The sequence below is a fragment of the Williamsia sp. 1135 genome (genome assembly GCF_002095395.1).
In the GTDB taxonomy this organism is placed as follows: domain Bacteria; phylum Actinomycetota; class Actinomycetes; order Mycobacteriales; family Mycobacteriaceae; genus Williamsia.
Window position 1 is genome coordinate 1 of sequence record NZ_MJEI01000055.1, and the last position, 19987, is coordinate 19987.

General features: G+C 65.6%; 18 protein-coding genes and 1 pseudogene. 6 read left to right on the forward strand and 13 right to left on the reverse strand.

Annotation, left to right across the window (positions count from 1 at the left end; all coding sequences use genetic code 11):
• Positions 1-116: 116 nt before the first annotated feature.
• The 4 genes and pseudogenes from BFL43_RS02500 to BFL43_RS02515 form a co-directional block, all read right to left on the reverse strand.
• The gene (locus BFL43_RS02500; protein ID WP_143695040.1) at positions 117-1043 is read right to left on the reverse strand and encodes a hypothetical protein; all 927 of its coding nucleotides are present in this window, start codon (positions 1041-1043) and stop codon (positions 117-119) included.
• Between the two features lie 163 nt (positions 1044-1206).
• Positions 1207-1839 (reverse strand): TetR/AcrR family transcriptional regulator, encoded by a 633-nt coding sequence (locus tag BFL43_RS02505; protein ID WP_084890475.1) that lies wholly within the window; start codon positions 1837-1839, stop codon positions 1207-1209.
• A gap of 20 nt (positions 1840-1859) precedes the next feature.
• Positions 1860-3672, reverse strand: a pseudogene (locus BFL43_RS02510) (FAD-dependent oxidoreductase).
• A 158-nt stretch (positions 3673-3830) separates the two neighbouring features.
• The gene (locus tag BFL43_RS02515) at positions 3831-5117 is read right to left on the reverse strand and encodes an adenylosuccinate synthase (RefSeq protein WP_084890477.1); all 1287 of its coding nucleotides are present in this window, start codon (positions 5115-5117) and stop codon (positions 3831-3833) included.
• A gap of 165 nt (positions 5118-5282) precedes the next feature.
• Here BFL43_RS02515 and BFL43_RS02520 point away from each other — a divergent pair, with 165 nt between their 5' ends.
• From BFL43_RS02520 to glgX, 3 genes are read left to right on the forward strand one after another with little or no spacing between them, the layout of a single operon-like run.
• A complete protein-coding gene (locus tag BFL43_RS02520) occupies positions 5283-5972 on the forward strand; it encodes a hypothetical protein (RefSeq protein WP_240498011.1) in 690 nt (229 codons plus the stop codon).
• Between the two features lie 25 nt (positions 5973-5997).
• The gene (locus tag BFL43_RS02525) at positions 5998-6786 is read left to right on the forward strand and encodes a site-2 protease family protein (RefSeq protein WP_084890479.1); all 789 of its coding nucleotides are present in this window, start codon (positions 5998-6000) and stop codon (positions 6784-6786) included.
• A gap of 42 nt (positions 6787-6828) precedes the next feature.
• Positions 6829-8997 carry a glycogen debranching protein GlgX gene (glgX, locus tag BFL43_RS02530; RefSeq protein ID WP_084890481.1) on the forward strand — a complete coding sequence of 723 codons (2169 nt, stop codon included), beginning with the start codon at positions 6829-6831 and terminating at the stop codon, positions 8995-8997.
• A 75-nt stretch (positions 8998-9072) separates the two neighbouring features.
• Here glgX and BFL43_RS02535 read toward each other — a convergent pair whose 3' ends face one another.
• The 3 genes from BFL43_RS02535 to BFL43_RS02545 form a co-directional block, all read right to left on the reverse strand.
• Positions 9073-9990, reverse strand: a complete 918-nt coding sequence (locus tag BFL43_RS02535; protein ID WP_084890483.1) for a cation diffusion facilitator family transporter — start codon at positions 9988-9990, stop codon at positions 9073-9075.
• Between the two features lie 93 nt (positions 9991-10083).
• Positions 10084-11154: an FUSC family protein gene (locus tag BFL43_RS02540; protein WP_240498012.1), complete on the reverse strand. Its 1071-nt coding sequence runs from the start codon at positions 11152-11154 to the stop codon at positions 10084-10086.
• Positions 11155-11218: 64 nt separating this feature from the next.
• A complete protein-coding gene (locus tag BFL43_RS02545) occupies positions 11219-11635 on the reverse strand; it encodes a DUF3151 domain-containing protein (RefSeq protein ID WP_084890515.1) in 417 nt (138 codons plus the stop codon).
• Between the two features lie 324 nt (positions 11636-11959).
• Between BFL43_RS02545 and BFL43_RS02550 the strand changes: the two genes are divergently transcribed.
• Both BFL43_RS02550 and BFL43_RS28355 read left to right on the forward strand, forming a co-directional pair.
• Entirely contained in the window at positions 11960-13228 is a 1269-nt protein-coding gene (locus BFL43_RS02550) for a DUF4878 domain-containing protein (protein ID WP_084890487.1), read from the forward strand.
• Positions 13229-13303: 75 nt separating this feature from the next.
• A complete protein-coding gene (locus BFL43_RS28355; RefSeq protein ID WP_143695042.1) occupies positions 13304-13816 on the forward strand; it encodes a hypothetical protein in 513 nt (170 codons plus the stop codon).
• Here BFL43_RS28355 and fbaA read toward each other — a convergent pair.
• Positions 13813-14850 (reverse strand): class II fructose-bisphosphate aldolase, encoded by a 1038-nt coding sequence (fbaA, locus tag BFL43_RS02555; protein ID WP_084890489.1) that lies wholly within the window; start codon positions 14848-14850, stop codon positions 13813-13815. The genes BFL43_RS28355 and fbaA overlap by 4 nt on opposite strands.
• 139 nt (positions 14851-14989) lie before the next feature.
• On the opposite strand from fbaA, the gene BFL43_RS02560 reads away from it, so the two are divergent.
• Positions 14990-15700, forward strand: a complete 711-nt coding sequence (locus tag BFL43_RS02560; RefSeq protein ID WP_084890517.1) for a VTT domain-containing protein — start codon at positions 14990-14992, stop codon at positions 15698-15700.
• 87 nt (positions 15701-15787) lie between these two features.
• Here BFL43_RS02560 and BFL43_RS02565 read toward each other — a convergent pair whose 3' ends face one another.
• The 5 genes from BFL43_RS02565 to BFL43_RS02585 all read right to left on the reverse strand — a co-directional run bounded on the left by BFL43_RS02565 (position 15788) and on the right by BFL43_RS02585 (position 19945).
• Positions 15788-16447, reverse strand: coding sequence for an RNA methyltransferase (locus BFL43_RS02565; RefSeq protein WP_084890491.1), 660 nt, complete (start codon positions 16445-16447; stop codon positions 15788-15790).
• Positions 16448-16981, reverse strand: a complete 534-nt coding sequence (gene pyrE / locus BFL43_RS02570) for an orotate phosphoribosyltransferase (protein WP_084890493.1) — start codon at positions 16979-16981, stop codon at positions 16448-16450.
• Positions 16978-17871, reverse strand: coding sequence for a hypothetical protein (locus BFL43_RS02575; RefSeq protein ID WP_084890519.1), 894 nt, complete (start codon positions 17869-17871; stop codon positions 16978-16980). The genes pyrE and BFL43_RS02575 overlap by 4 nt, the downstream gene beginning before the upstream one ends.
• A 104-nt stretch (positions 17872-17975) precedes the next feature.
• A complete protein-coding gene (locus BFL43_RS02580) occupies positions 17976-18461 on the reverse strand; it encodes a hypothetical protein (protein WP_143695043.1) in 486 nt (161 codons plus the stop codon).
• The gene (locus BFL43_RS02585; RefSeq protein ID WP_084890497.1) at positions 18425-19945 is read right to left on the reverse strand and encodes an MFS transporter; all 1521 of its coding nucleotides are present in this window, start codon (positions 19943-19945) and stop codon (positions 18425-18427) included. Before BFL43_RS02585 ends, BFL43_RS02580 begins: the two co-directional genes overlap by 37 nt.
• Positions 19946-19987 lie beyond the last annotated feature (42 nt).

The following is a 19987-nucleotide window of genomic DNA, read 5'->3' on the forward strand; positions in this document are numbered from 1 at the left end:
TCCGCTTCTCAGACATCGTGCTCCTCATTATCGATGCCTCTACGGTTTGGGGGGAACCTCAGGTTGACAACTACCGCGCGGCGCCTGGTTTTGCCTGAACGACCTGGTTTTGTGGGTCAGATGACGCCGGCCTGCGTGAGCGCTCTGCGTATCCGCGCACGCAGGATCTGCGGCTTCCTGAAGTCGTCCCACACCCACCGGACGACGGTCAGACCTTCGTCACGTAGGCGGTCCTCGCGCTGTTTTTCGCGGAACACGACATCGGAAGCGCTCTCCCCGGGACGGCGGTTCTTCTCGTATTTGACCTTTCCGTCGAACTCACCGACGACCTTGCCGTCCCAGTCGAAGTCGACGCGAGCGATCAGTTGCCCGTGCTCGTCGCGGTATTCGGTCTGCAGCGACGGCACCGGTATCTCGGACCACTCGATCATCAATGCCCGACTGAGGGATTCGCCCACGGACTCGGAGTTCTTGTCGGCGACCTCGAGCGCTCGGCGCAGTGTCCCGATCCCTTTGGTCTTGCCGAACCGCTGCGCGATGGAGCCGAGTTCGCTGCGGGCCACACCCAAACGCAGGGCGTGGTCCAGGACGGCAACCGCTTGAGCGAACGTTCCTTGACGTGCGACGTCGCAGGCGGTGAGCGCCAGTTTGGTCAGCAGGACGCCGTCGACCACGGTGGTGTCGGACTCCCGCAGTGCGCCACCCTCGTGCAGATGGACTTCCCGGGTTCGGCATCCACCGGCCGCAACGTAGAAGTGGACCAGCCGCTGGTCCGGCGCCAGCAGGTTCAGGCCGTGGATCGCGGCGGCGGACACATGGCTCACCACCCGTTGCTTCGACCGACCGGCCACGGCAATCACGAGTTCGGCGTACTGCTCGTCGTGATCGGGGTCTCGGGTGTTCCCATCCGGGTCGACGGGGCGATACACGCCTCGTGTGACGCGAACCAGTTTCCCGCGGCGTACGCCGCGCCGCAGTTCGTCGTCGTCGGAGTGGCCGTCCGTTCGACGGATCAGACCGTCAGGTGCGGGCAAGAAGTCCATGGACGGATCATCGAACGCGTCCGTGCGGTGATCGTCTGTGATAGACCGATTTCCGGGCGAGCTGTGGATCAATTGCGCATCTGTGGACACCGCGACAAACCCAGTCGCTCCAGGCAAACCCAGGTGCTGCAGCACGTGATTTTGCCTGGACGGCCTGGGTTTGTCAGTCGGGAAGCAGATACTCGGCGGTCAGCGTCTTCCACAGCGGCAGATGCGGGTCGTCGCGCGGATCCCGGCGATCGATCAAATACGTCATCGCCGCACCCCGCATGCTCGACAGCAGGACCGGATACAGCTCGTCGGTCCGCGGGGCCGCAGTGAGTACCGGGCCGAGGAACGAGTCGACGGCCGCCCGCACGACTGGTCCCAGCTCACGTTCGGCCGGCAGCAGCGCACTTCGCAACCGCTCGTTGGTACGGGCTGCCGTCCACAGCTCGATCGAGGCAACGAAGTACGGCTGATGAAACGTCGACCACCCGGTGTCGATACCGACCGAGATGCGCTCGATCGGATCGTCCGGCCACTCGACCCGCTGTGGCAACTCTTCGATACGCACCCGCGCCAGGTGATGCACGGCCGCCATCAGCAGGTCGTCGCGCGACGGAAAGTGATGCAGCAGCCGCCCCCGCGAGACGCCGGCGGCCTCTTGAATCGCCAGCGTGCTGGCCTGCGCGTATCCCTTGCTGATGAGAACGTCGATCGCAGCGTCAAGGATCTGATTGCGGCTCTTCGTGCTCTTGAGCTGTTGCACCCCGAGTTGTCGTGTGCCGCCCAGAGATACGGATCCGTCCGTCATGGAACAACACTACCGCCGAGTCAGACGTCCATGATGTGCGGCAGGCCCGCCCGGTACCGGTCGCGGTCGGTCTGCTTGAACGGATCGAGGAACGGCAACTCCCACAACGGGTGCACCGCCGCCCGCTCGGCATTGCTTCCCGACGCATCGAGGATCGCATTGGCCACGCGCCTGCCCGATTCGTTGGCACCCTCCATCGTCGCGAGGTCGATGTTGGTCCGAACATGGTCGCCGCCGATGAAGAAGTTCGGGATGGCGGTGTCGGCCGTGGGTCGGTGCTGATAGGAATCGGCCGTGTTGACCATCAACGGCGTGGCGTTGGAAATCGTTGGATTCCAAGTGATTCCGGGATCGAGATGCCAGCTGACCAATTCACTGTCCCGCAGGATCGGTGTCGACCCTCGGTTCAGCGCGCGGCTCATCTGCGCCCAGACCTCCTTGGCGATCTCTTCTTTACTGCACTGTTTGGCGGTCTTGCCGTACAGGATTCCCGGGGTGTCCCAGTCGGAGACGTCCACCGACAGACAATCGTGAACCCGTCCGTCACCGTACTTGCGACCGAAGTCGACGTCCCACGGACCGGCCTGGAACAGTCCGGTCAGTGCCCATGGGGTGCCGAGCGAGGCGATGTGGCTCGGCGGGACGTCAGAGCGCCTGGACAGGAAGTACTGGATGCCCACCATCCAGTCGTCCTGCAGCTCAGCGATGCCCGCGAGCGAGGGCGCCGCCGACAGCACCGCGGGTCGCAACAGGGGCTTGAGCCGATCGAGTGGCATCGCCGCGACGTACCAGTCCGAGGTCACCGTCGACGACGACCCGGCGCCGTCCGACACCTGCACTCCTGTGATCTGACCGCCCGCGACGTCGAATGCGGTGGCACCCTGACCCATCACGAACTTCACCCCGCGCCCGCGGAGGTAGTCGACCCACGGGTTGATCCAAACATGGTCGGTCGGGGCGTTGAGAACCCGGTCGACTCCGCCGCCGACGATGGTGCCTGCGTACTGACTGATCAGCCCGGTCGCGGGGGTGACCAGCGCGAGGCCGATCTGCCCGATCGTCCGCGCCGAACCCAGGTCGGGCTTCGCCGCAACCGTCGCCCTTGTCAGCGCACTGACCAAGTACTTCTGATAGGCGCTCGACTTGCCCCTTGCTTTGACGAACTCCATCCAGGACTGCTTTTCCCACTGCCCGAGCCTGCGCTCCTCGCAACTCGTGGCGATGATCAGCTCGCGGGTGACGAAAAACGCGAGCTCTTGCGGCGGGATGTCGCCCACGATCTTGAGAGACGTCGTGATCGAGTTGCGCAGGTTCTCGAGATTGACTATCGCACTGGCGTGTTCGACGAATCCGTTGACCGACTGCGGCACCGTGATCGGCGCGTACCCGGCCTCGTCCAAGGCGATGACCGCACCTTCGACGTTGATCAGATGGGAGTCCTTGACGTTGCCGGCACCGCCGACCGGAATCCGCTCCATGGTGTCCGGCACGTGCTGGTAGCAGCCGGGGAAGAACCTGAATCCGTGCTCGCCCGGAAGTGCGAGCCTGCCCCCGGCGGCGGTGTTCGGCACATCCATGCTGCGGGCCTTGCCGCCGAGGAATGCCGGCTCGTACACGGTGACCGAGAAACCCCGCTCGATCAGCTCGTGTGCGACCGTCAACCCCGACATACCGCCACCGAAGATCGCGACCCCTCGTCCGCGACCTGCCCCCGTCGGCGGTATGGCCCGCGCCGCCGGCCCCCGTCAGCGACGGCACCACCAGCGTGGATCCTGCAACGGCAGCGCCTACCCCCGCGGCCTTCAACACTGCCCGCCGCGTCACCTGTTCCATCCCGCTCCCCCATCCTACAGTCAGCACTGACTGCTTCCCTGGAGTGATGTCTACCACAGGGCAGGACGGAGATCGGGACGATTTTCAGAAATTGTCCCGCTGAACGCGCGACCGCCGGTGCGTTCGGCGGGAGATTCGAGAGATCGAGCCCGCTCGAGTCAGAGGATGTCGCGGCGCACGATCGTCTGATCGCGGCCCGGCCCGACGCCGATGCACGAGATGTGGGCCCCGGACAGTTCCTCGAGTCGCAGCACGTAGTTCTGTGCGTTCTGCGGCAGCTCGTCGAACGTCGTGCACTGAGAGATGTCTTCCCACCAGCCGGGCATCTCTTCGTAGATCGGTTTGGCGTGGTGAAAGCCGGTCTGCGTCATCGGCATCTCATCGACCCGCACGCCGTCGACCTCGTACGCGACACAGATCGGGACGGTGTCGAGGCTCGAGAGGACGTCGAGTTTGGTCAGGAAGTAGTCGGTGATGCCGTTGACTCGCGTCGCGTAGCGGGCGATGACGGCGTCGAACCAACCGCATCGGCGGGCCCGGCCGGTGGTGACACCGACCTCGCCGCCGGTCTTGGCCAGGTAGGCGCCCCACTCGTCGAACAGTTCCGTCGGGAACGGGCCCGAGCCGACGCGGGTGGTGTACGCCTTGAGGATTCCGAGGACGGTGGTGATGCGGGTGGGTCCGATACCGGACCCGACGGCAGCACCGCCGGACGTCGGATTCGACGACGTCACAAAGGGATACGTGCCGTGGTCGACGTCGAGCAGCGTGCCCTGCGATCCTTCCAGCAGGACGGTCTCACCGGCTTCGAGCGCCTGGTTGAGCAGCAGCCGGGTGTCGGCGATGCGGTGCTTGAAACCTTCGGCCTGGCCGAGGACTTCGTCGACGACCTTCGCCGGCTCCAGCGCCCGCCGGTTGTAGATCTTGGTGAGGATCTGGTTCTTGAACTCCAGTGCGGCTTCGACCTTTTGGGTCAGGATGCTCTCGTCGAGCACATCCGCGACCCGGACCCCGACGCGTGCGATCTTGTCCTGGTAGCACGGCCCGATGCCGCGACCGGTGGTGCCGATCTTCTTGTTGCCGAGGAACCGCTCGGTGACCTTGTCGATGGCCACGTGGTACGGCATCAACAGGTGGGCGTCGGCCGAGACCAGCAGACCACTGGTGTCGACGTCGCGATCCTCGAGTCCGCCCAGCTCGGTCAGCAACACACCGGGGTCGACGACGACGCCGTTACCGATGACGTTCTTGACGCCGGGGGTCAGAATCCCTGACGGGATGAGGTGCAAGGCGAATGTTTCGCCGTTGGGCAAGACCACGGTGTGCCCGGCGTTGTTTCCGCCCTGGTACCGCACCACCCATTGCAGGCGACCACCCAAGAGATCTGTGGCCTTGCCTTTACCTTCATCGCCCCACTGGGCGCCGATCAGCACGATCGCAGGCATGTACGCGCTCCTTCCGGACGACATGCAGATGCGCACGCCGAACCGTGGGTCAACCCTACTGGGTCGAGCCGACATTTACGTGATCGAGGTCTCTTGGGCAGGTCTGACGTGGCGGAACGGCGCGCCGGAGGCGATCCGTAGGATCGCAGGCGTCGGGCGTGCGAGGTGAGCGAGGATGCGGTGGGACCAGGACAGATACAGGTGATCGCCGAGGCCGGGGCGCAGTCGGAGTTGACGCCGGCAGGCCTACCTCGCATCGAGGCGGTGCGTGAGCGGGCGTCGATCATCGCCGCGATCAACGGCGCAGTGGCGGACGAATCGCTCACCCGACTCGTGGTGGTGGCCGGGCCCGAGCTCCCTGACGCCTTCTGCGCCGCGGTCGTGGGCCGGATCATGCTCGCCGAGCGCCTCGACCTCGAGATCGCACTGGTCCTGCCACACCCGACGCCGGCGAGCACGATCTACGGGTTACCGACCGGGCCCGCGGCGACCGCGCTCGCGGTGGACGGTGCGGCCGAGGAGCTTCCCCTCATCCGCGACGACATGGCGATCGTCCTGCTCGGACAGGCCCGGCAGCGTGGGGTCGAGGGGCCGTTCGACGGTGAGAGTTACGTCGACAGCGAACTCCTGGTCCGAGGCAAGGCCAAGGCCGTCGTGGTCGAACCGACCGCGACGATGCCCGGTGTCCGAGCGCGGCTCGACAAGCGGTTCCGCGCGAAGTGGCACCTCGGCCGGGCCGCGCAGACCGGCGCCCCCGCCCTGATCGTCGAACGGGACGGCATCACCGCACCGAGACCGACGAAGCGGTCGACCTTCTATCGCCATCAACACAATTGGAAGCTGGTCCGGCCATGAGACCTCACTCCCACAGGGCAACGAGATGACCGCGGGCACCACGCGGGCCGTCGCCCGGGCCGTTCGGCCCGGGCCGGTTTTCCTGGGTGTGGTCGCCGCAACGGTCCTCGGTGGTGTGATCCTGTGGAACTCCGGCGGGGAGCGGACCGCCATCGCGATCATCGGGGCACTGCTCCTCGTGATCGGCGGCTGGGTGGTGTCCCTGTGCCTGCACGAGTTCGCCCACGCCGTCACCGCTTTCAAGTTCGGCGACCACGGCGCGGAACTGCGCGGGTATCTGACCCTCAATCCCCTGAAGTATGCACATCCCGGTCTCTCGATTGCCTTGCCGCTCTTGTTCATCCTGCTCGGCGGTATCGGATTCCCCGGCGGCGCAGTGTATGTGAACCAAGCCGGTTTCACGAAGGCCCAACGCTGCATCGTCTCCGCCGCGGGCCCGTTGACGAACATCGCGTTCGCGGTGATCCTGCTCGCAGTCATCGGGAGCCAAGACCTCTACGCGGTCTTCCCCGAGCTCAATTTCTGGTCGGCGCTGTCGATGCTGGCCGTGCTGCAGATCACCGCGGCACTGTTGAACCTGCTGCCGATTCCCGGACTCGACGGCTACGGCATCATCGAGCCCTATCTCTCGCCGGAGACCCGCCGCAAGGTAGCGCCGGTCGGCCAATACGGATTCTTGATAATTTTTGGCCTCTTGCTGATTCCACAGCTCAACCGCGCCTTCTTCGACTTCGTCTATTCCCTGTTCGAACTCGGCGGCGCGGATCGGGGCCTGGCGTCCTGGGGCTGGCAGTTGTTTGTTTTCTGGCGGTAGCGGGTAGCTCCCGGCGGTCAGCATCGGCGCTGTCATCTCAGCATGTCCACTCCGACGCCAGTAGGCTCGAAATCTCCGTCCGATGCCAGGAGGCACAACTTGCAGATCCGACCGGGTACCGCTTATCCGCTGGGAGCGAACTACAGCGGGGCGGGCACCAACTTCGCCGTGTTCAGCGAGGTCGCCGAACGGGTGCAGCTGTGCCTGATCGACGACTCGGGCGCCGAGACCCAACTCGACCTGCACGAGCGCGACGGTTTCGTCTGGCACGGCTTCTTGCCCGGTGTCGAGCCCGGTCAACGCTACGGCTACCGAATCCACGGTCCGCACGATCCGGCGCAGGGACAACGGTGCAACCCGAACAAGCTGCTGCTCGATCCCTACGCGAAGGCCATCGACGGCAAGTTCGAGTGGGCGGAAGCGGTCTTCGGTTACCAGTTCGACGATCCGTCGTCTCGTAACGACGAGGATTCCGGGCCGTATATGCCCAAGTCTGTGGTGATCAACCCGTTCTTCGACTGGGGCGTCGACCGCCCGCCGCGACACTCTTACCCCGACACCGTCGTCTACGAGGCACACGTCAAGGGACTCACCGAGACTCATCCGGGTATCCCAGAGGAACTCCGAGGGACGTACGCCGCCATCGCACACCCGGCGATCCTGGACCATCTGACCGAGCTGGGGGTCACCGCGCTCGAGTTGATGCCGGTCCATCATTTCGCGGACGATTCGGTGCTGCAGGACAAGGGCCTGTCGAATTACTGGGGCTACAACACGATCGGCTTCTTTGCACCCGACTCCAAGTACTCTCGCACCGACTCGCTCTCAGGGCAGGTTCAGGACTTCAAGTCGATGGTGAAGGCCGTCCACGAGGCAGGTATCGAGATCATCCTCGATGTCGTCTACAACCACACCGCGGAGGGTAACCACCTCGGACCGACGTTGTCGTTCCGTGGCCTCGACAACGCGTCGTACTACCGGCTCGTCGAAGACGACCTGCAGTACTACATGGACTACACCGGCACCGGGAACACCCTCAACGTGCGGCACCCGCATTCGCTGCAGCTCCTCATGGATTCGCTGCGATACTGGGTCACCGAGATGCACGTCGACGGCTTCCGTTTCGACCTCGCTTCCGCCCTCGCCCGCGAGTTCTATGACGTCGACCGGCTCTCGAGCTTCTTCGACCTCATCCAGCAGGACCCGATCGTCAGCCAGGTCAAGCTCATCGCCGAGCCGTGGGACGTCGGCCCCGGCGGTTATCAGGTGGGCAACTTCCCGCCGCAGTGGACGGAATGGAACGGCAAGTACCGCGACACCGTCCGCGACTTCTGGCGAGGCGAACCCGACACCTTGGGTGAGTTCGCCTCCCGCATCACGGGTTCGGCGGACATGTACGAGCACGACGGCCGACGGCCTGCGGCCTCGATCAACTTCGTGACCGCGCACGACGGCTTCACCTTGCGGGACCTGGTGTCGTACAACGAGAAACACAACGAGGAGAACGGCGAGGACAGCGCGGACGGCGAGAGCCACAACCGGTCGTGGAACTGCGGCGTTGAAGGTGAGACGGACGATCCGGAGATCTTGGCGCTGCGAGCCCGTCAGAGCCGCAACATGATCACCACCCTGCTCTTGTCGCAGGGTGTCCCGATGATCAGCCACGGCGACGAACTCGGTCGTACGCAGCAGGGCAACAACAACGGGTACTGCCAGGACAACGAGCTGACGTGGATCGACTGGGAGAACGTCGACACCGGTCTGCTCGCCTTCACCCAAGAGGTCACCGCGCTTCGCGCCGCGCACCCAGTCTTCCGTCGCCGCCGGTTCTTCGAGGGTCGGCCGATGCAGCGTTCCGCCGACGCCTTGCCCGACATCGCCTGGCTGCGGCCCGACGGCAGCGAGATGACCGAAGACGACTGGTCCGCGGACTTCGGTCGCGCCGTCGGCTTGTTCCTCAATGGCGGCGCCATTCCGGAGGTCGACGACTTCGGCGAGCGGATCACCGACAATTCGTTCTTACTGCTGCTCAGCGCGCACTACGAGCCCATCGACTTCGCCGTGCCTGCGGAATACGGCGAGCAGTGGGAGGTCGTGATCGACACGATGAGCCCTGACGAGGAAGCAGACCCGTTGCCGGCTCCCGCGACGATCACCGTCGGACCCCGCGCGATCACCGTCCTGCGTCGCGTCGAGCCCGAAGACACCTGATCCCACCTCCGATGATGTGCCCTTGTGGCGAGGGAAAGCCCTGGTGGACTCCGCCACAAGGGCACATCATCGGAGCTACCAGGTGATCTTCTTGTGGCAGTCGGCCTGCATCCCGACGGGATCGACCTGAATGGTGGCATGGGTCAGCCCATGGGAGTCGAGGACTTCGCGGGCGGCGCCGAGAACGACGGCGTTGTCCGCGGTGGCGGTGACGTGCACCGTGGCGACGTCCATGCCGGTGGTCAGGGTCCAGATATGCAGGTCATGGACCTCGGTGACCCCGTCGAGGGCGGTCAGGTCGGCGCGGACCTTGTCGACGTCGACATGCTGGGGCGCCTGCTGAGCCAGGATCCGCAGTGCGTCGAGCGCCAGCCGTACAGCCCTGGGTGCCACCCACAGCGCGATGAGGACAGCCACGACGAGGTCGGCATACGGCCAGCTGGTCGTCATGGTGACGATGCCGGCGATCAGTACTCCGATCGAACCGACGGCGTCGGCGAGCACCTCCATGTAGGCCCCGCGCACAGCGATGCTGCCCTTGGAGTCGCTGCGCAGTAGCAGCATGACGACGATGTTCGCGGCGAGGCCGATCAGCGCGACGATCACCAGAGTCAGCCCCGGCACCTGTGGATCGGTGCCGATCCGCTCCACTGCCTCATAGAGGACGAAGACCGCGACCCCGATCAGCAACACCGCATTGGCGACGGCGGTGAACACCTCCGCGCGATGCCAACCGAACGTCTTCACTCCGTCCGAGCTCCCGTGCCGGCTCAGCAGCAGCGCGCCGAGCCCCATCAGCATGGCCACCACATCGGTGAGCATGTGCCCGGCGTCGGCGATCAGGGCCAAGGAATTGACCGAGATGCCGACCGTCAGTTCCACCACGAAGAAGACCGAGATGATGATCGCCCCGGCCACCATCGGCCAGAGCCTGCGCTCGCTGCCGTCGGCCTCGCCGTCCGCACCAGGACCGTGGCTGTGCGTGTGACCCATCAGTTCATTCCCCTGTTCTTGCCCCGACACCAGGACCGATCACCAATATATGCATGATCGTGCATGTGTTGCAAGAGGAGGGGCTGGTCGCCGCTATCTCAGCGTGGCCATCGCCGAGACCCGCGAGAGCCCGCAGGCCATGAGGAGATCGACGAGTGTCGAGCGGAGCTGGGCGAGGATCACGGTTTCCGACAACGCGCTGCCCTCGACCAACTCGGGTTTGGTCCGGCGCGCGATACTCCGCAACACCCTCGCCGCCTCCACCTGATCGGGCATCTGACCGGGATCGGCGAGCATCATGTCGTTGAGGACATCGAAGGCGTGGCCGAGCTGCCCGATGAGGTCGACAATCTCGGGTTTGATCTTCTGACCGCGCTCGGTCGAGGCAGCGGCGCGGCGAGTCAACACCCGAACGTTTCGGACGGCGTTGTCGATGGGATCGGCCATCGCGGTGACGCGATCGAGTCGCGAACGACGGGCCCAGTGCAGCGGCGAGATCCGGCTGATCTCCTGGCCGCCGGAGATGTCCGACCGCAGCGCATCGATACCGGCCTGCGTGGTGCGGGCGTTCTCGAGAGCTTCGCTGAGCCGCTCGTGGTCCATGCGCCGCAGACCTTCGGCGACCTCGGCGAGTACGTCCGACATGGTGGTCAGCACATTTGCGGCGTCGCGGCGAGCGCGCAGGACGGGGTGGGTGGGGATAAGTGCAACCACGAGAATCGCGACCAGCCCACCGATGAGTGCGTCGATCACGCGGTGGTAGCCGTCCACTCCACCCGGCGGCAACAGCGTGGCCACCAGCACCGCCGAACTCGCCGCCTGGATCGGGACCAGCGGCCCCTTGTCGACGAACACCGCACACAACATCGCGATGGCGACGACGACCATGATCTGCCAGGTTCCCGAACCGATCACCGAGATGATCAGGTCGCCGACCGCGACGCCGACGGTGACACCGATGGCCACCTCGAGGGCGCGACGCCAGCGCTGACCCAGCGAGAGCCCGAGGGACACGACCGCAGCGATCGGCGCGAAGAAGGGCCGTTCGTGGTCGAAGACCTGACTTGCGATCCACCACGCGAGCCCAGCCGCGAGAGAGCACTGGAGGACGGGCAGCAGCGACAGTCGAACGCGGTGCAGTGGAGCCCGCACGCGCGGCGGCAACCGGTCACGGCCGAGGGTCGGGAGGAGCTTTATCCGCTCGACCGGCGGACCGCTCGGTGGCGGCTCAGGCGAGGCCGAGCTCGCCGGCGGCTGCGGGGTCACTTTCGTTCAACAGGTCGAGGCAGCGGAGGTACTCGTCTTCTTCGCCGATGATCTGTGCGGCCCGCGCCAGCACCCCGACGCAACGCAGGAAGCCCTGGTTCGGTTCGTGGCTCCACGGCACCGGACCGAAGCCCTTCCAGCCATGGCGACGCAGCTGATCGAGACCGCGGTGGTAGCCGGTGCGCGCGTACGCGTACGCGGTGATGGTCGCGCCGTCTTTCAGGGCGGCCTCGGCGAGGGCGCCCCAGGCGACGGAGGCGGTGGGATGTGCGGCGGCGACGGCAGCGGGGTCGGCTCCATTGAGCAGTTCCGACTCCGCCTCGTCGTCTCCGGTCAACAGGGTGGGCTGGGGGCCGAGAAGATCTCCGAACGACGTCATCGGCCCATTGTCGCAGCTCTGCTCATGGCCCGGGTCACCCGTCCGGTCGACGATCCATTCGATAGGGTGGGCCCGACGCTGCGCAGGTATGTCTTGCCGATCATCGGCTGCGACCTCGCGCGTCACAATCGATGTCGCTCGAGGACGGGGACCTGGTGCATGTCACATCCTAACGATGAAGGCAATTCTGTTGTCAGTCGCGCACTTTCGGCCATCCGTAAGCGTCGCGAAGGGAAAACAGGCCCGGGTCAGGCCTCGTCGCAGGATCAAGCGCCAGTCACGGATCGAGCACCGGTCACAGAAACATCACCACAGGGGGAACAGTTGTCGCAGGAAGAACCGGGTCGGGATACGCCGACGGCCCCGGTCGTCGATTCGACCGACATTCCAGCGACCGAATCCGAGACCTCTGCCGCTCCGGAAGTGACCGAGGAGGACGCCTCCACCGAGGTCGCTGCTGAGGACGTCACTCCTGAATCCGCGACACCGGAACCGTCGGAGGACACAGAAGAACCGGCAAGCGACGAGGACGCCGCGAACGGCGAAGAAACCTTGAACGACGGAGAAGCTGAGGTCGACGAAGAGGCTGAGGTCACCGAAGAAGCTGGGAGCGATCAAACTCCGGCCGAGGCTCCAGAGACCGTCGAGGCACCGGCCGCGGCGGAGGCTCCGTCCCCGGAATCGTCACCTGCAGAACAGGCGCCTCCAGAGCCCTCACCCGCGGAGTTGGCCGCCGACGAGTCGGTCGACGACACCGCCGAAACCGAATCCACCGCGACGGCGGATTCCGAAGCGGACACCGTCGCCATCGTTGCCGGCGAACCCGGCGATGACAACGAGACCACCGATGACAACGAGACCACCGAGTTCGCGGCGGTGGCGCCGGTCGGCCTCCAGAAGACGACGTCCTCCGACCCAGAGCCACCGGTCGTCGGCTCACCCGCGGACGAGAGCGAAACCCAGGTGATCGCCACCGATTCCTCCGCGCCGACGGAGGTCATCGACACGCAGACCGAACGGATCAGCGTCACCAAGGCGTCCCGTCCGCAGGAACGTGCGGCCCAGGCAGCCGGGTGGAAGGCTGAACCGTCTGCGCCGCAGTACATCGCACCCGGCGGCACCCCGCAGAACCGACCAACCGGTGTCGCGCCCAAGAAGTCGCGTAAGAGGCTGTGGATCGGAATCGCGGCTCTCATCGTGATCATCGGCGTCGTGGCCGCCGTCATCGGCGTGGTCGCCACCGGTGAAGACGACGATGTGCCCCCGGCCGACGTTGCGGCGAACACCGCGCTGGAATACACCACGGCGCTCCGTGACGGCGACATCGTGGTCCTCCGCTCGATCACCTGTGGAGAAGCGCAGGCACGTTTCGCGGGGATGTCCGACCAGGAGTTCGCCGAGGACCACCGCATCCAGAAGGCCAACAACGAATTGGTGGGGGTCGACGGGGTCAAGGCGTCCAAGATCGTCGAGGACGGCAACAGCGCGGTGGTCGAGGTGAGCGCTTTCAAGACCGCGACCCCCGACCAGAAGCTCGACGTCGCGCTGACACTGAGCAAGATCGACGGCGAATGGAAGGTCTGCAAGGCGTAGCGGCCGTACGACTGACCGAATGACTGCGCCCGCATGTGCCCCACACGGATGCAGCGCGCCCGATAGGCTCGTCACGTGCCCTCTCCGGAAGACCGGCAGCCCGCTGGTCCAGCCCGACCCGCCCACCGGGTGGTGAACGCGGCGACCCTGCCCATCGCGTCGCAGCGCCCACCGGCATCGGCACCCCACCATGATCACGAGCCGCCGACCCGGCCGAATCCGGTCCCGCGCCAAGGTCCACCGCCGCGACTCGCACCGCAGGTGACCCGCCGGCCGCCCGCTCCCCCCGAGCAGTACCGCCAGTCGGGCCATCGTCCGGTGCCCGGCCACTACGCCCAGCCGGCACCCGACCTCCGGCCCGGGCCGGGCGGTCGGCAGGGCCCACCCGGCCACTACGTTCAGCGACCCGTGCACTACGGCGTCCCGCCGGCACAACAGGTCCCACAAACGGCTGATCCGTACCCGTTCGACCCACCGCGTATGACGACAACACAGCGGCCACACCGCCGGGTTGATACCTCGGTCTTGTGTGCGGCCGCTGCGTTGGTGCTGCTGGGAGTCGCTGTCCTGGTGGGGCTACTCCTCTAGGCGCTGATGGACTTGCCCGTCGACTTCAGGTCGGTGCACGCCTCGATGACGCGCTCGGTCATCGACGCCTCCGCCTTCTTGTTGTAAACGCGGGGGTCGTAGACCTTCTTGTTGCCCACGTCGCCGTCGACCTTGAGGACGCCGTCGTAGTTGGCGAACATGTGACCGGCGATCGGCCGGGTGTATGCGTACTGGGTGTCGGTGTCGACGTTCATCTTGATGACGCCGTAGCCCAGGGCCTCTTCGATCTCGCTCTTGAGTGACCCCGATCCACCGTGGAAGACGAAGTCGAAGGGCTTGGCACCATCGGGCAGGCCGAGCTTCTTGACGGCGACTTCCTGGCCGATCTTGAGGACCTCGGGACGCAGCTTGACGTTGCCTGGCTTGTAGACACCGTGGACGTTGCCGAAGGTCGCAGCCAGCAGGTATCGGCTACCGGAGTCGCCCGCACCGAGTGCTTCGAGAGTGGCCTCGAAGTCTTCGGCCGTCGTGAACAGCTTGTCGTTGATCTCGTTCTCGACACCGTCCTCTTCACCGCCGACGACACCGATCTCGATTTCCAGGATGATCTTGGCGGCTGCAGCCTTGGCCAGGAGATCCTTGGCGATCTCCAGGTTCTCGTCGAGCGGCACCGCGCTGCCGTCCCACATGTGCGACTGGAACAGCGGGTTCTTTCCGGCGTCGACGCGCTCCTGGGAGATGGCGAGCAGCGGGCGCACGTAGGTGTCGAGCTTGTCCTTGGGGCAGTGGTCGGTGTGCAGCGCCACGGTCACGCCGTACTTCTCGGCAACGACGTGGGCGAACTCGGCCAGTGCGACAGCGCCCGTGACCATGTCCTTGACACCCAGGCCCGACCCGAACTCGGCGCCACCGGTGGAGAACTGGATGATGCCGTCACTGCCGGCATCTGCGAAGCCCTTGAGGGCTGCGTTGATGGTGTTCGACGACGTGCAGTTGATCGCGGGGAACGCGAACCCGCCTTCCTTCGCCGCATTGAGCATCTGTGCATATTGTTCGGGCGTTGCGATGGGCATATGTCCTCCAGCTGCGGTTCGTTGGCTTATCCGCCCAAGTATGGCAAGTGTGTCCGGTTGCCGCGCCGCCCGCCCATCTGCGCGTCCACATATCGTCGGTTTGGGAATCGGACAGGAACAACCGGTACTCTTGGGCCCTGTGATCGAGACTGTGCTTGCCCAGACCACCACTGAAGTGGCCTTACTGCCTGGGTTCCTGGACCCGGTCAACCTGCTGAATTCGTTCGGCACCTGGATGTTGGGCGGGCTACTCCTCGTCGTCTTCATCGAGTCCGGTTTGCTGTTCCCGCTGCTTCCCGGGGACTCCCTGCTCTTCACCGCAGGCCTGATCGTCGCCGCCAAGTCGTCCGAGATCGAACCGTTCGCCCCGCTCTGGGTCTTGCTGGTGACGATCCCGATCGCTGCATTCCTCGGTGATCAGGTGGGCTACTTCCTCGGCAACCGCTTCGGGTACTCGCTGTTCAAGCCCGACGCCAAGGTCCTCAAGACGAAGTACATCGACGAGGCCCACGAGTTCTTCGAAAAGCACGGCCCCATCACCATCTTCCTGGCGCGCTTCGTACCCATCGTGCGGACGTTCGCCCCGCTGGTTGCCGGCGCCGCCCGGATGAAATACACGACGTTCCTCACCTACAACGTCATCGGCGCGATCGTCTGGGGTGCAGGCGTGACACTGCTCGGCTACTGGCTCGGACAGATCACGTTCATCCAGGAGAACATCGACTACATCTTCCTGCTGATCGTCTTCGTCTCGGTGCTGCCGATCATCAGCGAGATCGTCAAGCGCTACCGTCGCCGCGGGGACCAGCCGCAGCCCGCGACCGAGGCGCCGTCGGATTCCCCCACCTGACATCAAATGCACCTCGTTCGGTCATATGCACACGTTTGAACGTGTGCATATGACCGAACGAGGTGCATTTGTGCGCGGGGTTGAACTTCACCACGCCTGACCGACGTCGGCGTGCTGGCGGATCCAGGCGTGCATGGCAATTCCTGCCGCGACACCGGCGTTGATCGAGCGGGTCGACCCGAACTGCGCAATGGACACGGTCAAATCGGCCTGCTCCTGCGCATCCGGACTGATCCCGGGGCCCTCCTGCCCGAACAGCAGCACACTTGCCCGTGGCAGGTCGGCGGTTTCGAGCGGCACCGAGCCCGGGGTGTTGTCCACCGCAACGACGGCCAGATCCCTCTCGCGGGCCCACACCATCAGCGACTCCACCGAATCATGATGCAGTACATGCTGATAGCGGTCGGTCACCATCGCCCCGCGGCGGTTCCAGCGCCGCCTGCCGACGATGTGGACCGCCTCCGCCAAGAAGGCGTTGGCGGTGCGGACGACGGTGCCGATGTTGCCGTCGTGACCGAAGTTCTCGATGGCGACGTGGAACGGATGTCGCCGGGTGTCGAGGTCGGCGACAATCGCTTCTCGCGTCCAATAGCGGTACGGGTCGACGACGTTGCGACGATCACCCTCGGCCAGCAGGTGCGGATCGTAGCGCGGGTCCTCGGGGATCTCACCGGTGTGTTCTTCGGTCCACGGACCGACGCCGACCAGCGGCTCACCCCATTCGGTGGGGCCGGCCTCGTCGCTCACTCAGCTCAGGCCGATGTCGCTCAGCCCCAGGAGCGACCGGTACTCGACGCCCTCGGCCGCGATGACGGCATCCGCCCCGGTGGCCCGGTCGACGACGGTCGCGACCCCGACCACGATGGCGCCGGCATCGCGAAGCGCGCGGACCGCGGTCAACGGTGAGTTGCCGGTCGTGGTGGTGTCCTCGACGACCAGCACCCGTTTGCCCACGATGTCGGGGCCCTCGATCTGGCGTTGCATGCCATGGGCTTTGGCCGCCTTGCGCACCACGAACGAGTTGATCGGGCGTCCGGGCGAATGCATGATCGCGGTCGCCACCGGATCGGCCCCCAACGTCAGTCCACCGACCGCGTCGAAGTCCCAGTCGGCGGTGAGCTCGCGCAGTAGCCGGCCGATCAGCGGCGACGCCTCATGGTGCAGGGTTGCGCGACGCAGATCGACGTAATAGTCGGCGTCGGCGCCCGATGACAGGGTGACTTTGCCATGGACCACCGCGAGCTCTCTGACCAAGTCCGACAACCGGTCACGATCGCTCACTGAGGGCCTCCTGCTCGGCGTGATCCCGGCTGCCCAGGTTGGGGCGATATCGGGCCGGACTGGCGTGGAATCGGTCCGGATCCACCGACCGGCGGCACCGGGCTGCGCTGGATCGGACCCGAAGTGCGGGCGTGTGCACCGGAGTCCCGCGGTGCCGGCCGTGCCGCGCGTTGCGGCAGGTCCTCACGACGGATGTTCTCGGTGCGGGGCTCGGCGAGACCCCGCCGGGAGCGACCTGTCGGGCTCGACGGATCGCGGGGATCCGGAGCGCCCTGCGGGTCGACGACAGGCGGCAGGACGCGGAGCAGGTCGGTGAAGCGCCGGACGGTTTCGAGTGCGGTGTCGAGGCGTTCGGGATCATTGGTGATCGGCATCGACCCCAGCGACCAGGCGCCCTCGTTCCACAGGATCTGGATGTAGTCGGGCGCATTTGTCGCGAGCGCCACCATGCGGCGATCGCACACCCGGCGCGCCACATCGAGATGACTGGAGAACATCACGCGCCTGCCCATCGCGCCGAGCAGTTCGACGTCGTCCTCGGAAGGGGCGAGGGTCTTCTCATGCCGCACATCGATCGTCACGTTCGACTCCGTGGTCCGACGGATCGCTACGACGGTCGCGGTGTCGGCGAGGTCGAAGACCAGCGTTTCTTCGCCGTAGTACGAGCCGTACGCCAAGTCCTGCACGCCGACATGGTCCGGTACGTCCATCGCAGCGCGTCCGAACTCCGACTTGAGCTCGGGGTCGGTCTCGCGATATTTGAACCCGTGTTGATCTCCCCAGACGGCGCGCTCACGGCGCGCACCGGTGGTGCGCCTGCGGTCGAGCAGGAGCAGCGCCACGGCGCCGGCCAACGCAACAGCGGCGATCAGGAAGTAGACGGCAGTCATCACCGGTCAGCTTACCGTGGGGCGTCCGAATCGGAGTCGATCGGCTGACGGTTCACCCATTGGGGCGACGCGCCCTCAGTCCGAAAGCGTCGCTGGCAGAGGAGTTAATTCTCCGGGATCGAGCCCGACACGCGGCCGTCGACAATAAGGTCAGCGGTTGTTTCGCCGTTCGATTTGATCACTCTCACGACCACCAGGTCACCGACGTCGAGAACGTCGACGGTGTCACCTCGCGTGGACTGGACGTGGGTGTCCGGGCTCAGGATCAGATGATGTTTGCGGCCGTCCGCGGTGTGTACCGACAGCGCGCCGGCGTCGATCTTGTCGATGGTGCACAACACCACCTTCGACCGCTCGGTGTCGAGGTCTTCCGGCACTGCCTCGGCGGAAGGTTCGACCGCGGACAGGCCCGCCTTGTTCGGTGCGACCTCGGTCGGACTCACGTATTGGATCTGGGTCGACGCCCGGTCGGAGTCGCTGCGTTGCGCTCCCAGATGGATGCAGTAGCCGAGAGCCACGCCGGCCACGGCCAGTCCGGCGACACACAACAACGTCACGACCCTCGTCGAACGCGGTTGAGATTCAGACACGAGTCCGAACATAGAAGCCAAGCCTGAGATCCATCTGTGAATAGCCGCAACACGGGCCGAGCATATTGACCGACTCGGCAGTCGACGTGATCTAGACGGTCGATTTCGGCACCAGGGTGAATGCCGCAACCACGGCGGCGCCGGCCATCAGGGCGGCCGTCAGTAAGAATCCCGCGGCGCTCGCCGTCTGTGCACTGTCGTGATGGGAGAACGCCGATGCGGCGATCCCGAACACGGCGATGCCGAGGATGCCGCCGAGCTGACGCGACGTCGAGGTGAGGCCCGAACCCTGACCACGGAGCGATGCAGGGACGGTCGCGAGGGCGGACGTGGTCATCGGGCTCATCAGCAACCCGATGCCGACGCCGGAGGGAATCAACCCGAGGCACAACACCCAGAGCGTCGAGGTTCCCAAACCCAGCGCGATCACCAGACTGCCGACGCCCAGTGCGGCCGTCCCCCCCGACACCCAGGGCCCGCGGTCCGACCTCGTTGTACCTGGTGCCGGCCCATCGGGTTGCGATCAGCAGCGGGACCACCAGCGGCAGGAGAGCGACCCCGGCCGCCGCAGGTGAGAGGTCGAGCGCGGTTTGCAGGACAACCGCTGTGTAGATCGTGGTGACGGTCATCGCGAAACCGAGGGCGGCGAGGACGAGGGTGCTGCCACCGAAGACGCGGTCCGAAAAGAGTCGCAGGTCCAGAAGGCCGTCCGCGCGGGTCCAGAGGTGCCGGACAAACAGCCCTGCACTCACCACCCCCAGGACCAGCGCAACCAGTACCGCTGCCGATCCCGCACCCCAGGCCGGCAGTTGCATCAGGCCAAAGGAGATGCCGAACAGACCCGCGGTCAGGGTCAGCAGTCCGTAGATATCAACCGTTGCCGAATGACTTTGCAGCATCGACGGTTTGCCGGAGACAGAGCCGGAGGCGGAGCTCGACCCGGTAGCCGAGAGCATCAGCGCGATGGCCAGTGCCCCGATCGGGACGTTCAACAGAAATCCCACCCTCCAGGAGGCGAACTCCGCGCACAGGCCACCGAAAGCCGGGCCCACGGTCGCGAACGCCTGACCTGCACCTGCGTAAACAGCCATCGCCTTGGCCCGACCGTCCTCGGGATACGCGTCGAAGATCAGGGCGAGGGTGGCGGGCATCATCACCGCGGCCGCGACGCCGGCTGCGGCGCGCCCCACCAGCAGTTCGATCGGCCCCTGCGACACCCCGATCAGCAGGGAGGCCAGGGCGAAACCACCGGCCCCGACCATGAATGCCCGTGGCGCTCCGATGGAGTCGGAGATCCGACCACCGACCGGAAGCAGTACCGCGAGCGTCAAGAGGTAGGACGACACCACCCAGTTCGCGATCGCGGTCCCGAATGACAGGTCGTGCCGCATGCTGGGCAGCATCACTCCGACGATGCTCGAGTCCAACACGAGCAGAGCCATCGAGGATGTGGCGGCAACGAGCACCCTGCCTGGCGTGCCCATCGCGACCTCAGTTCATTGGGGCGTGACCACCCGACTTCAAGG

What these genes read in the sequence shown, in the direction of transcription:
- BFL43_RS02525 (WP_084890479.1), top strand. Translation starts at nt 5,998, where the DNA reads ATGACCGCGGGCACCACGCGGGCCGTCGCCCGGGCCGTTCGGCCCGGG.
- BFL43_RS02545 (WP_084890515.1), bottom strand. Translation starts at nt 11,635, where the DNA reads ATGACGTCGTTCGGAGATCTTCTCGGCCCCCAGCCCACCCTGTTGACC.
- BFL43_RS02500 (WP_143695040.1), bottom strand. Translation starts at nt 1,043, where the DNA reads ATGGACTTCTTGCCCGCACCTGACGGTCTGATCCGTCGAACGGACGGC.
- BFL43_RS02505 (WP_084890475.1), bottom strand. Translation starts at nt 1,839, where the DNA reads ATGACGGACGGATCCGTATCTCTGGGCGGCACACGACAACTCGGGGTG.
- BFL43_RS02515 (WP_084890477.1), bottom strand. Translation starts at nt 5,117, where the DNA reads ATGCCTGCGATCGTGCTGATCGGCGCCCAGTGGGGCGATGAAGGTAAA.
- BFL43_RS02575 (WP_084890519.1), bottom strand. Translation starts at nt 17,871, where the DNA reads ATGACTGCCGTCTACTTCCTGATCGCCGCTGTTGCGTTGGCCGGCGCC.
- BFL43_RS02585 (WP_084890497.1), bottom strand. Translation starts at nt 19,945, where the DNA reads ATGGGCACGCCAGGCAGGGTGCTCGTTGCCGCCACATCCTCGATGGCT.
- fbaA (WP_084890489.1), bottom strand. Translation starts at nt 14,850, where the DNA reads ATGCCCATCGCAACGCCCGAACAATATGCACAGATGCTCAATGCGGCG.
- glgX (WP_084890481.1), top strand. Translation starts at nt 6,829, where the DNA reads ATGTCCACTCCGACGCCAGTAGGCTCGAAATCTCCGTCCGATGCCAGG.
- BFL43_RS02535 (WP_084890483.1), bottom strand. Translation starts at nt 9,990, where the DNA reads ATGGGTCACACGCACAGCCACGGTCCTGGTGCGGACGGCGAGGCCGAC.